Here is a 12,640-nt window from a genome sequence, read left to right as displayed (position 1 = left end):
TGGTACGCCCAAGGGGAATCGAACCCCTGTTTCCGCCGTGAAAGGGCGGCGTCCTAACCGCTAGACGATGGGCGCCTAGGCTTCGCTTTCGCGATGGACGGGGGTATATTGGCTAATCCCCCGCTTGGCAAGCCCCCTCCTCGAAAGAAAAGGGGGGTTATCCACCTATCTCGCAACAAAATCCGTACGTGCGATTTTTCGCCCGGTAACTGGATCAATATAGACGAGAGCCTGCGTCGGACCTTCTTTGACCAGCATCACCAGATTTCCGTCCATTTGAGTAACAGACAGAACCTGTGCTTCAGGGCCAATCGCAATTGTTGCTGCAATATTATCTGCGCTAACATTGGAATTATTGGCATTAATCTTATAGAAGATAGCAGCAAAGACAGCTAATAAGCCAAGCACCATGACAAGGCTTGACCCCATCAAGAGGCGGCGTAACTTCGCTTGAAGCCTCAAAGCTGCTGGATCAAGTTCGTTCTGTACAGCCTCATCGCTGTCAGTATTAGGATCACGCATGAACGATAAATCTCCTGAGGGCACCCAGCCGCTCACAAACTCTGTAATTGCCGATGAGCAGCAACCAACAGTCATCACCCCGGAACCGGAAGATACCGGCCGCCGCTTGGATGCTGTGCTTGCTGCGCATATAGATGACTTCAGTCGCAACCGACTTCAAGCCTTGATCCGGGCTGGTCAGGTTCAAATTGGCCAGCGCACGGTGTTGGAGCCTAAATATAGAGTCTGTGCCGGAGATACAATCACTCTTATTGTTCCTGAGCCGGAAGCTGCAGAACCCCAGCCAGAAGACATCCCGCTTAACATTGTTTATGAGGATGACGACCTGATCGTCATCGACAAACCTGCAGGCCTTGTTGTGCATCCAGGTGCAGGGAACCCAACTGGCACACTGGTCAACGCTTTGATTCACCACTGTGGTTCATCTTTGTCTGGTATTGGCGGCGTCAAGCGCCCTGGCATCGTTCACCGCATCGATAAAGACACAACAGGGCTGCTCGTTGTTGCCAAAAACGACATGGCCCACCAGGGCCTCGCAGCTCAGTTTGCCGACCATGGCAAAACCGGCCCTCTCGAGCGCGCCTATAAGGCGCTTGTCTGGGGTGCGCCAACAGCACCCAAAGGCACTGTAGACGCCAATCTGGCCCGTTCAACTGCAAACCGGCAGAAAATCTCAGTACTGAAAACCGGCGGTCGCCACGCAATCACCCATTGGCAGGTGCAGGAACGCTTCGGCCCTCAAGATGCAGCACCCGTTGCAAGTTTGATCGAATGCCGTCTGGAAACAGGCAGAACCCATCAGATCCGCGTACACATGTCCCACATCGGAAATCCGCTAATAGGTGATATGGATTACGGTTCTGGCTTCAGAACTAAATACAATAAATTTCAAGAACCACTGAAAACCCAGTTGGCGGACTTCAAGCGACAGGCCCTACATGCAGGACTTTTGGCGTTTGCGCACCCAAGAACGCAGGAATTCATGAAGTTTGAATCGGAGTTACCTGCTGATTTTGCTGGTATTCTTCAATCATTACGAAAAATTTAGGTCAAAAACATTGCCGATCTGGTAGCGTTTTGGCCACAATGTTCCCATATAGAAACTTCAGGTGCGCTTCATCTGAAGGCACCAATGTGTGTTTGCCGAAAAGCCTGATCCTTCGATCAGGCGGGAACACCAAGCAAGGAGGGGTGCTTTATGGCCCGTAACCTACCAGCCCTCACGGGCGGCGAAGGCGGTCTGAGCCGCTATTTAGACGAAATTAGAAAATTCCCGATGCTTCAGCCGCAGGAAGAGTACATGCTCGCCAAGCGCTACCGGGAACACGACGAACCTAAAGCTGCTGAAAGACTTGTAAATTCTCACCTGCGTCTCGTTGCAAAAATTGCAATGGGCTACCGCGGCTATGGCTTGCCTCTGGGCGAAGTTATCTCAGAAGGTAACGTCGGCCTGATGCAGGCTGTAAAACGTTTTGAGCCGGACAAAGGCTTCCGCTTGGCAACCTACGCCATGTGGTGGATCAAGGCTTCCATTCAGGAATACATCCTGCGCACATGGTCGCTCGTAAAAATGGGCACCACAGCAAACCAAAAACGCCTGTTCTTCAACCTGCGTCGCGTCAAAGGCAAAATTCAGGCTTTTGAAGATGGTGATCTGCGTCCAGATCAGGTCCAGCAAATTGCGACAACTCTCGGCGTAACCGAAAAAGAAGTTGTTTCCATGAACCGCCGCCTGGGTGGCGACTCTTCCCTGAACGCACCTCTGCGTTCCAGCGAAGGTGAATCCAGCGAATGGCAGGATTGGCTCGTGGATGATGCTGAAAGTCAGGAAGCTGTACTAGCTGAACAGGAAGAATACGATGTCCGCCGCGATATGCTGAAAAATGCAATGGGCGTACTGAACCCCCGTGAGACCCGCATTTTTGAAGCTCGTCGTCTTTCTGAAAGCCCGATCACTCTGGAAGAACTCTCGACCGAGTTTGGCGTAAGCCGCGAACGTGTACGCCAGATTGAAGTGCGTGCTTTTGAGAAGGTTCAGAAGGCCGTTCAGGAAAGCGCCATGGCAATGGCAGGTCATGAGGCAGGTGCATAAAGTATGCTCCCCTCATGGGGCTACCGATTTCTCAGGTAAAGCCAAAACTTAAAGCAACTCGCGCAGTCAACATGACTGCAAAGTGCTTTAAGATGCCCAACTGCATAAAAGTTGAGTTGAATTAACTTAAAATACAAATCAACTGTAGGAACACCCTTTTAAATAAACAGCTAAGCTTGTCGTCCCCTCAGAGCTTTCCTAAGGTTAATGATGAGGGGAATTTATGTGAGTTGGGTCACTTCCCCTTTGGGGGGGGGAATTACATGTTCGGCTCTAGCTGGCTGTCACAAACCAACCGTGCACTTGCAGCGGTTGTATCCTGTCTATTCATTACAATAGCAATACTCGTCCGCACCCTATACCCGCAGGTACTGGATAACGTCGGATACCTCAGCCAAAACGCGCTGCAATTGGCATGGCCAAACACAACTTCTGCACCGCCAGTTTACACGATCCATCTTACGCCAGAATCAATCCAGCAAACGCAGGAGCCGATATATCAGCGTCTGGAGCTCGCACAAATCCTTCAAAAGCTGGGGGAGTATAATCCCAAGCTTCTGATTATAGATGCAGACTTCAGAAAAGCAGACCCGGCCTCCCCCACCTTAAGAAGCAGAATCTACGACGACCTGCAGCCTTCCTTGCGGGCAACTTATCCAAACCACGACCTGCTGTTACAAACCATCATTTCTCATTATCCAGTCCTGCTCAGTAGGCCGTTGACCAAGGCCACAGCGGAAAAACCCCCACTTTCCAACTACATAAGATTCTCGCAGGCCACAGGATACCAAAACGATAACCACTACGCTCATGGCTCAAATGCACTGCTCTATCCGCTTCAGCACCAAAGCAACTCAGCACAGTTGCCATCCCTAGCGCTAGCGGCATGGAGCCTATCTAATCAGGCAGAAGCACAGCCGTTTCAAACCGCACAAACAGAGCATGGCTATCAATTGGAAAGCGCAAATGTCCAAATTCCAGTCACTGCAGATACTGAAATGCTGGTGTTCAAAACAAGAGCTTCAAGCGATGCAATCCTGACAGCAGATGAAATCTTACAGAATAGAGTATCCTCTAAACTCTGGCCCCCAGCTTCTGGAAGCTACTTCGTCATCGGCACACAAAACAGAAGCTCCCAGCGACACGCACAGGCACTTCAGACACTTCAATCTGGTAACTACCTCAAGATTCCCACATGGGCACAATACGCTGAAATCATATCGCTAATCGGATTTGGACTCGCCGTCACAATCATCTCAGCTACACAAGGCTTTTGGTTAAGTCTGGCACTTACAGGCGTTGCTGCCTTGGCCATCAACGGCGTCGCATTCCACCAGTTCGCTCTCCAACACAACGTCCTTGAAGCATTTTTCCCATCCCTCATTCTCCTGCTGATATTCGCTTTCTCCTGCACAATCCGGCGTGTGACATTCAAGAGTCACAAAAACCAAACAACTGAGCGTTTTGCTGGAATTCTCTCTCCCAAACAGATGCAAAAGGTACTCGCGAAGTTAGAGCAGCTCCCTCTGGAGGGCCAACAACGTGAAATCACAAGCCTCTCGACCCGTTTGAGGCACTTCCACCGATACTATGAGGGTTTGTCTCCTCAGGACCTCGCAAGCTTCTCCAACGGCTTCCAAACCGCCCATCTGGATGAAGTGCATGTCCAAGATGGGACACTGAACACGCTGAGCACTTCCGGCCTGAACGCGTACTGGAACGCGCCGCTCAATGATCCATTCCACGCAGCTCATGCTTGTCGAACAGCCATTGAAATGCAGAAGCAAATGGCACGTTTCAATCTCAAGGACCGCTTCAATTTCAACCAGAAAAATATGAAGGCCCACGCAGTCACAGTCGACATAGGCATTTCAACCGGCCTGGCAACGCTTGGCGAAACAGGTACACGGCGCCATTTCAGATATGCCCCGCTCGGAAAATGCGTCGATTTAGCGGAAGATTTAGCCCGTCATTGCAAAGAGGCTGGTCACAGCATTCTTATATGCGAAACCACCCGTGGTCAGATGCCTGAGCTGGCAGCACTAGAGACCATCCCAGTCAAAACCAGCCGATACCAGATGCGTTCGTTTGCGTTGCTGGGCGATCCTTCACTCGCATTCTCAGAAGGCTTCCTCAAGCTCAAGAACGTCCACTGCAACATGGTCTTCGCGCTCTTTGAGGAAAATGACAAGAAGAAAGCTCTCATATTGGTCGATGAATGCAAATCACTCTCTGAGGGCGAGTACAACGCCATCTATGCTGCTTTTGAAAAATACATCCTTAGCGACTTGGCTCAACACGAGGCGGTCAAGGATGCAGCGCAATAACGGCATTTGGCAGATAAATAAAAAGAGCCCCCGAAACTCGGAGGCTCAAAATTTAGTTTAGGCCTATACTGGTTAGCGCAGTTCAACCGCGTAGGTTTCAACTGGAGGCGCTGTTTTAATGAGCCCTTGCTCAATCAGAAAGTTCGCAAAGCGCTCATAACGACCATTGTCCAGAGCAGCGGGACGGCTGGCAAAACGCGGCAAAGTATCCGCCCAGGCACGCTTGTTCAGCTCATCATCCAGGTTTGGATAAACTTCCAGGAAGCTCTTCCAGGAGTCCTGCGGATTGTTCAGCAGATAAACAGTAGCCGCCTCAATCGCATTGATGAACTTCTTCAAACGCGGATCATCCAGCTTGTCTTTGTGAGCCACATAGATCAGCTCATCATAGACCGGCACACCGTTCTCTTCCGGGTAGAACGCGCGGCCTTTAGCACCTTCTATCTCCATCTGGTTCAGTTCAAAGTTCCGATAACCACCAATCACCGCATCAACTTGCCCAGCCATCAGAGATGGTGAGAGCGAGAAGTTCACGTTGATCAGCTCAACATCGTCAGAACTCAGACCTGCAGTGGAAAGCATCTTCCCAAGCATGGCGTTCTCAAACCCGGATGTGGAATAACCAATACGCTTGCCCTTCAGGTCTGCAATCTCCTTGATCGGTCCGTCTTCCAACACAATCAAAGTGTTCAGAGGCGTAGAGACCAGCGTCCCAATCCGCATCAGTGGCATGCCCTCATCAATCTGCGGGTGCAGCGTCTGCTGATAGGAAACCGCAATATCACCCTGCCCAGCAGCAACAAGCTTCGGCGGCATGGAAGGATCAGCAGGCTCAATCAACTCAACATCAAGGCCCTCTTTCTCAAAGAAACCCCGTGCCTTGGCAACCACGATTGGTGCATGGTCTGGGTTCGCGAACCAGTCCAGCAGCACAGTCAGTTTATCCGCAGCCTGCACTTGAAGCGTGCTCGCAAGCATTGCCGCACCAAACAGCATACCTAGTTTTTTCATAAGGTTACGTCCTCATACTCTGAGACCTAGATCTCTTTCTGCCAATAGATCATCCGAGAAGTAGCGAACTCAACAACTGCCCGCAGGCTCAACACCATCACCGCAAGCAAAATCAACGCCGCAAACATCGTCGCTGTTTGCATGCGTGCATTGGATTGCAACATGATGAAGGCCAGCCCCCCTTTAGCACCAACCCACTCTCCAACCACCGCCCCAATGGGAGCAAATACCGCAGCAATGCGCATACCAGATGCCAGAGAAGGCAAAGCTGCTGGAATGCGTATGTAGCGAAGTGTTTGCCAGCGGTTCAAGCTGTGCAGCTTACCAAGATCAAGCAGCGACTGATCAGTCCTCCGCAAACCATCGAAGAAGGTCGAGGTCACAGAAAAGAAGATCACAATCACCGCCATAACAACCTTGGAGGCAAGCCCAAAGCCGAACCACAGCACCAGAAGCGGTGCGATTGCAAAGACAGGAAGAGATTGAGTTGCTGCAATCGGGGGCAGCAGAAACAGGCGTATCCGGTCGGACATTGCCAGCAAAACAGCAAGCAATGCCCCTGCACTCACACCAAAGAGAAAGCCGAGAACGGTCTCCCAAGCGGTAATGCCTGCATGATGCAGCAGAAAGACGCCCTGATTGAGAAAAGCGGAAAAAACCGCTGCCGGACCTGGCAAGAGAAACGGAGGAAACTCTCCAATCCGAACCACACTTTCCCAAATGGCGATAAAAAGCAAAATCCCGAAAAGACTTCGGAGAATTCGTTTCAAAGCTCGCTTCAGCATGCAGACTCCCAACAATGGTATTGGGCATCACAAACAGGCGGAAGAACGGAGCTACATTAGCTCTCTGGGATGTTTTCAGCACAGGATCTCCCGTTACATCAAAATGCAAACATGGAGATCCGGGAAGAATGGCTCAGGTCCCGTCCCTTCGCCGGCATTACCCGGATCAGGTTCAAAGGGTTTAGCTCATCGCAATCTCAGCTTTTCGGAAGAAAAGCACCCCTCGGAATAGCAAAGAACATGCGCGTTTCTGCCGAAGGATGCAAGCAGATTTTACTCTGATGGACGACAGCATAATGAAAAAGGCCTCAGCTCAAAGAGAGCCAAGGCCTTTGAAATCTAAGCTAAACAGCTGAAACTAGATTACTTCCAGCTCTTGATTGCCTGCGCGATAACTTTGTTGCCGGTTGTGCCTTTTTCAAAGGTCAACATTGCTCGGCGACCGCTGTTGTACAGCAGTGGAACATCTATCCACTCACGCTCAGCAAGACGCTTCAGGTTCTTCGCTTTTTCTTCATCACTGTCAGACAGCGCAATCCAGAAGAGAGTGTCAGAAACCTTCACGGCAGCACCATCAAGCGGATCACCTGCTTCGGACTCTGTCTTCTTCAGGATCAGGCCAGGCACCTTCTCAACGCCCTTGCCATCAAACCCTTCTGGGAAGATGAAGTTCAGCTCAAGCAAGTGACTTGCTGGCAAAGACTGATCGCTATTCGGCTTCAACGTCATCTCAACAGAGAAGTTACGAGATGGTAGCGTAGCAACAGCCTTGATGACAGAATCGCCATTAGCTTCATCCAATGACCAAACGACATTCCCACGTGATGCAGAACCTGCAGCACCCGGCGTCAAAGCTTCTTCGTAAAGAATACTCTGTTGTGCGACTGGAGAAACCGCAGCTTCAGTTCCAATGGTTTCAGCTGGCGGAACAGAATTGGTCTCAACTGCAGTACTTTGCTGAGCAGGTTCCGTCACCGGCAAAACCTGCGCAGAAGATGTGTCTTCTACCGGTGCTGCTGGAGCTTCAACCACACGCACGACTGGAGGCTCAGTTACTGCCTCGGTTGGCGCTGCGCTGGAAGAATTCCGCGTAATCCGGGTCGTCTGCACCCGTGTCGCATCCGGCGAAACCTTTGCCCCTTCATCAGATGGCAACAAGCGGTCAGTGTTCTTCTTCGGCGTGCGTTCCGGCTGAACCCGAAGCGGCTCATCTTCATTCGAAGGTGCGCTCTCTGGCGCAACAGTCTCACCGGTTTCAACTGGAAGCACTAAAGAGAGAATAACATCGCGCAGACTATAGACACCTGCGGTAACGCCCAAGATTATCAGTATGACCACAATTATACCGACAATACCCGATGTATTGGAAGGCTTCAGCCCTTCGTCCTGCTCAATCGCATCGCCAACGCGTTGCGCAACCGCTGGTTTGCGGGAGGAAGCAGGTTTACGGCTCGTCTTTGGCTTAACCTGGGCCGGCTCATCAATCTCAGGACGCGACTTACCTTTGGTTTCCAGCTTAGTGCGACGTGCTTCACCCGGCACCCAGGAGCGCTCTTCTGCGCTCGTCTCAACAGCACCTTTGGTTGGCAACGAGGCAGCAGGTTCACCCGTCTCTTTGTCATCCATGGAGCCAAGGTCAGGCTCTTTGCGCTCGCTGGAAGCTTCAGGCAGCTGATCACGCGCCATCTGATTGGCCTGATGAGCGGCGTTGCCAAGATCCTGCGCAGCACGAACCGCCTCTTTAAACACATCTGCTTTAGCAGCAGGTGCTTTCGGCTCATCACGCGCTGGAGTATCGGGCTTTGCACCTGCCTTAGGCGTATCGCCAGCAGGCGGTGGTGCAGCAGAAATTTCTGGAGCTGCAGGTTTTGGAGCACTTGGAGCTGGGGTGGTTTTAGACCGCCCCAACCCGAGAGACTCACGAGCAGCTTCCGCTTCGACCTTACGAATGGCCTCTTCAAGCTTCAGCTGCTCCTCAGTGATCTGGGAGGGAGACAGAGGTGGGTCGTAACTTTTAAGTTGCTTTACAATTGCATTCCGCGCGCGTTGATAAACTGCCCGCCGTGCAGAACCTGTGTTCTCTTGTAAACCAGCTACCGCTTTTTTTAGAACGGAATTGTAGTCCGCCATTTAACTGCCCATTGCCCCCAGAGCTTCATTTCAAGACTTAATCCTGGAATGGATTCTGAACCAGGATTGTGTCATCACGTTCAGGGCTTGTTGATAACAGAGCAACCGGAGCACCAATCAGCTCTTCAACATGCCGAACGTATTTCACAGCTTGTGCTGGCAATTCTGCCCAAGTCCGTGCGCCTTTGGTCGTTTCCTTCCAACCAGGCAGGGTCTCATAAATAGGAACAACCCGTGCCTGAGCACCTTGAGATGCTGGAAGGTAATCGATTCGCTCACCATCTAGCTCATAACCAACACAAATCTTAATTTCATCCAGTCCGTCCAAAACGTCAAGCTTTGTCAATGCAATCCCATTGATTCCGCTGGTGCAAACGGTTTGACGGACAATCACTGCATCAAACCAGCCACACCGACGACGACGACCAGTGTTCGTTCCAAACTCGTGCCCGCGGGTACCGAGGAACTCACCAACTTCATTCTGCTGTTCGGTTGGGAACGGACCTTCACCTACACGAGTGGTGTAAGCTTTGGTGATACCCAGAACGTAATCGATGGAGTTTGGACCAAGACCACTACCAGCAGCAGCCTGACCTGCAACTGTATTGGAAGAGGTTACAAACGGATAAGTGCCGTGGTCGTTGTCCAACAGCGCGCCCTGCGCACCTTCAAACAACAAACGCTTACCTTCGCGGCGTGCTTTGTCCAGCATGTACCAGGCTTTATCCATGTACGGCAGGATCTTATCAGCAACGTCTTCCAGCTCTTTGTAGATGGTCTCAGCAGAGATCTCATCGCGACCCAGACCGCGCAAAATCGCGTTGTGGTGTGTCAGCAGACGATCAATCTTCGCTGGCAGCGTGCTCATGTTTGCCAGATCCATCACGCGAATTGCACGACGACCGACTTTATCTTCATAAGCAGGGCCGATACCGCGTTTGGTGGTCCCGATTTTGGTGCCTGCCGGGCTTGCATCTTCACGCAGGGCATCCAGCTCGCGGTGCAGGCTCAGAATAAGAGTAGCATTGTCAGCAACACGCAGAATTTCCGGGGAGATCTTAACGCCCTGCTCTTCAAGACGTGCAATCTCAGCAACCAGTGCATGAGGGTCAATCACAACGCCATTGCCAATGACAGAGAGCTTTCCGCGAACAACACCAGATGGCAGCAGTGCCAGCTTGTAGCTCGTTCCGTCAATTACAAGCGTATGACCTGCATTGTGTCCGCCTTGGAAGCGTACAACAACGTCGGCTTGCTCTGAGAGCCAATCGACAAGTTTACCCTTACCTTCGTCACCCCATTGTGACCCAACTACGACAACGTTGGCCATGGTTCTTCAGCCCTCCTGCGGCTGCCAGCGTATTCCTAAAATACGCCGTCATACGATTTGCTATTTCTGTATAAAGTGGCTTGCCAGCTCAGAATGCAAATCGTGAGAGACAACATAAGAAACCCCGGCGTAAGAGCCGGGGCGCAGTTACAGCGCCTTATAATCTGTCAATCTCTTAAATACGAGCCCTTTTCCTTCAAAATTAGGCCAAGACTGTAATTTTTGCGATCAGAGTGAACCTCTGTTGATTGTTTTACTCGCAAATCGGGTGGTACAGCCACAACAGCCAGTGATATTACTAGCTCAAGTTCCAATTTCTCATTTTTTGCAATTCCTGCAAGAAATTTCACTAAGTTGAAGACGCTTTATGAACGCACAAAAACTTGACTGGCTGGGCTGGTCTATTCTTCTCTTACTAGGCACCTTGTGGGGCGGCGCATTCTTCTTTGCCAAAGTCGCAGTCGCAGAATTTAACCCCATCACACTTGTCTTCTTAAGAGTGGCAATCGCAGCACTCGCCATGTGGTGCTTTTTGCTCATTTCAAAACAGTCCATACCGCTTTCCGCAAAATGGATTGGCAGTTTCCTCCTGTTAGGTTTCTTAAATAATATAGTCCCCTTCTCCCTTATCTTTTGGGGTCAGCAATACATTGCCTCCGGATTAGCGTCCGTACTCAACGCCTTCACACCTATTTTCACGATGATTGTCATGCAGGTCTTGAGCAACGAGGAGAAACTGACAGCAACCAAGCTCGTAGCGGCGGTTATCGGTGTTGTCGGAGTTGCCATCATGGTTGGCAGCGACGCATTGAGCGGCGCCAGCAATCAGGTTTGGCCTCAGCTCGCAGTTTTAGGAGCCGCTCTTTCATACGCGTTCGCCGCGTTCATCATTATGCGCCTCAAAAAACTACCACCAGCAGCTTTGGCAACTGGCCAGCTGTCCGCTTCAACGATCCTGCTGATACCTGCGCTCATTTATACCGCACCAACTCAGCAACTGATGGAGGCATCCGCTTCAACATGGGCAAGCGTTCTCATTCTTGCTCTCGCTTGCACAGCTTTTGCTTACATCCTGTACTTCCAGCTTTTCAAACTTGCAGGAGCAACCAACGCAGCTTCTGTCACACTCGTAATTCCGGTCAGCGCAATCATTCTGGGCGCTATCTTCCTAAATGAACGCCTCGAAGCCAACCACTGGATCGGCATGGCAGCAATCTTCATCGCACTGTTACTGATTGATGGCCGCTTAACCAGCATATGGATAGGCAAAAAACAAGTAATCGCATAACAAAAAAGCCTCCAGACCCTACCGCAGTTAGGATCTGGAGGCTTCTAATCAAGTTGCAGCTCGCAGTATCAGCAACGCTTCAGATAGGCGGCCAGAATATCGCGTGCGGCAAGCAGATCACTCTTATCAATCATCTCGGTAACTGTGTGCACATAACGTGTGCCAACCATGATACCAACAGCCTTCGCACCAGCAGCAGCTTGCTGAGCAGCGGCCCCATCCTGTCCGCCCCCCTTCAGCATGGTGCGCTGATATGGAATCTCCTCTTCAATTGCCAGATTTTCAATTTCTTTCACAAGTTCCAGATCGGCAATGAACCAGCCGTCCTTCACGTGAAGTCCAAACCCTTTACCTTGCTCAGTCGTTTGATCTTGCTCTGGCACCCCAGGCGTATCGCAAGCAAGCGTAATATCAACGCCAAGGCCGATATCTGGTTTAATGGCATAGGCCGCAGTCTTCGCTCCGCGTAGCCCAACCTCTTCCTGACAGGTAAAAGCAACATAGATTTCACAGGAATGATCCGCATCCCCGAGCGCGCGCATAGCTTCAATACCTAGCCAGCATGCTACACGGTTATCCATCGCTTTGGAGACAACCTTTTCACCCATCTCGATCAGCGGCTCATCAAGAGTGACCATGTCACCTACTTTGACCACGTCCTTGGTCTTCTTACCAAGGCCAAGATCAATAATGAACTCAGTAACTTCAGGGATCTTTTTGCGTTCTTCCGGTGGAGCAATATGAACTGGCCGCCCAGCCGGATTCATTACAGCCTTCAGATCACCTTCATCAGTGGACACCAACACACGGCGGGAAAAGAGATTGCGTGCATCGAAACCTCCAACCGGCTGTACGTAGACGAAGCCTTTATCGGTGATATGAGAAACAAGAAAGCCGATCTCATCCATATGACAGAGCAGCATAACCTTCTTTGGTTTATCACCATTTTCAGGCGCCTTGCGTGCATCACGGCGACAGATAAGAGATCCCATTGCATCCGTTTGAACATCATCAAACAGGCCTTCAATCTCTTTCAGAATTATCTCGCGTACTCGATGCTCATGCCCCGGAACACCAGGGGTTTCACAGAGACGGCGCAGCAGATCAATATTCATAATAGCTTTCTACTTCGAAATGGAACCAGCCTGCATCATG

At 51.0% G+C, this 12,640-nt stretch carries 10 protein-coding genes, 1 tRNA gene and 1 riboswitch; of the genes, 4 read left to right on the top strand and 7 right to left on the bottom strand.

Annotated features, from left to right (window positions below; all coding sequences use genetic code 11):
* Window positions 1-75: transfer RNA gene (locus BM231_RS13700), tRNA-Glu, on the bottom strand.
* 90 nt (window positions 76-165) lie between these two features.
* Complete coding sequence (locus tag BM231_RS13695; protein ID WP_093520176.1) at window positions 166-522, bottom strand: hypothetical protein; 357 nt, start codon at window positions 520-522, stop codon at window positions 166-168.
* Between BM231_RS13695 and BM231_RS13690 the strand changes: the two genes are divergently transcribed.
* The 3 genes from BM231_RS13690 (at window position 521) to BM231_RS13680 (ending at window position 4,941) form a co-directional block, all read left to right on the top strand.
* A complete protein-coding gene (locus BM231_RS13690) occupies window positions 521-1,570 on the top strand; it encodes an RluA family pseudouridine synthase (RefSeq protein WP_093520174.1) in 1,050 nt (349 codons plus the stop codon). The genes BM231_RS13695 and BM231_RS13690 overlap by 2 nt on opposite strands.
* A gap of 150 nt (window positions 1,571-1,720) precedes the next feature.
* Window positions 1,721-2,614 (top strand): RNA polymerase sigma factor RpoH, encoded by an 894-nt coding sequence (gene rpoH / locus BM231_RS13685; protein WP_093520172.1) that lies wholly within the window; start codon window positions 1,721-1,723, stop codon window positions 2,612-2,614.
* A gap of 263 nt (window positions 2,615-2,877) precedes the next feature.
* Window positions 2,878-4,941, top strand: coding sequence for a CHASE2 domain-containing protein (locus BM231_RS13680; protein ID WP_093520170.1), 2,064 nt, complete (start codon window positions 2,878-2,880; stop codon window positions 4,939-4,941).
* 72 nt (window positions 4,942-5,013) lie between these two features.
* Here BM231_RS13680 and BM231_RS13675 read toward each other — a convergent pair whose 3' ends face one another.
* From BM231_RS13675 to BM231_RS13660, 4 genes are all read right to left on the bottom strand, one after another.
* On the bottom strand, window positions 5,014-5,952 hold the full coding sequence (locus BM231_RS13675) for an ABC transporter substrate-binding protein (protein ID WP_093520168.1): 939 nt from the start codon (window positions 5,950-5,952) through the stop codon (window positions 5,014-5,016).
* Between the two features lie 26 nt (window positions 5,953-5,978).
* Window positions 5,979-6,689, bottom strand: a complete 711-nt coding sequence (locus tag BM231_RS13670) for an ABC transporter permease (RefSeq protein WP_093520271.1) — start codon at window positions 6,687-6,689, stop codon at window positions 5,979-5,981.
* Between the two features lie 174 nt (window positions 6,690-6,863).
* A riboswitch (TPP riboswitch) is annotated at window positions 6,864-6,971 on the bottom strand.
* A gap of 129 nt (window positions 6,972-7,100) precedes the next feature.
* On the bottom strand, window positions 7,101-8,867 hold the full coding sequence (locus BM231_RS13665) for a hypothetical protein (protein ID WP_093520166.1): 1,767 nt from the start codon (window positions 8,865-8,867) through the stop codon (window positions 7,101-7,103).
* A gap of 37 nt (window positions 8,868-8,904) precedes the next feature.
* Window positions 8,905-10,197: an adenylosuccinate synthase gene (locus BM231_RS13660; RefSeq protein ID WP_063290209.1), complete on the bottom strand. Its 1,293-nt coding sequence runs from the start codon at window positions 10,195-10,197 to the stop codon at window positions 8,905-8,907.
* Window positions 10,198-10,564: 367 nt separating this feature from the next.
* On the opposite strand from BM231_RS13660, the gene BM231_RS13655 reads away from it, so the two are divergent.
* The gene (locus BM231_RS13655) at window positions 10,565-11,485 is read left to right on the top strand and encodes a DMT family transporter (RefSeq protein WP_093520164.1); all 921 of its coding nucleotides are present in this window, start codon (window positions 10,565-10,567) and stop codon (window positions 11,483-11,485) included.
* A 68-nt stretch (window positions 11,486-11,553) separates the two neighbouring features.
* Here the strand turns inward: BM231_RS13655 and BM231_RS13650 are convergent, their stop codons facing one another.
* Window positions 11,554-12,600: a M42 family metallopeptidase gene (locus BM231_RS13650; RefSeq protein ID WP_093520162.1), complete on the bottom strand. Its 1,047-nt coding sequence runs from the start codon at window positions 12,598-12,600 to the stop codon at window positions 11,554-11,556.
* Window positions 12,601-12,640: the final 40 nt, after the last annotated feature.

The sequence above is a fragment of the Pseudovibrio ascidiaceicola genome (assembly GCF_900114245.1).
Taxonomy (GTDB): Bacteria; Pseudomonadota; Alphaproteobacteria; order Rhizobiales; family Stappiaceae; genus Pseudovibrio; species Pseudovibrio ascidiaceicola.
This window is presented reverse-complemented; position numbering and strand designations above follow the sequence as displayed.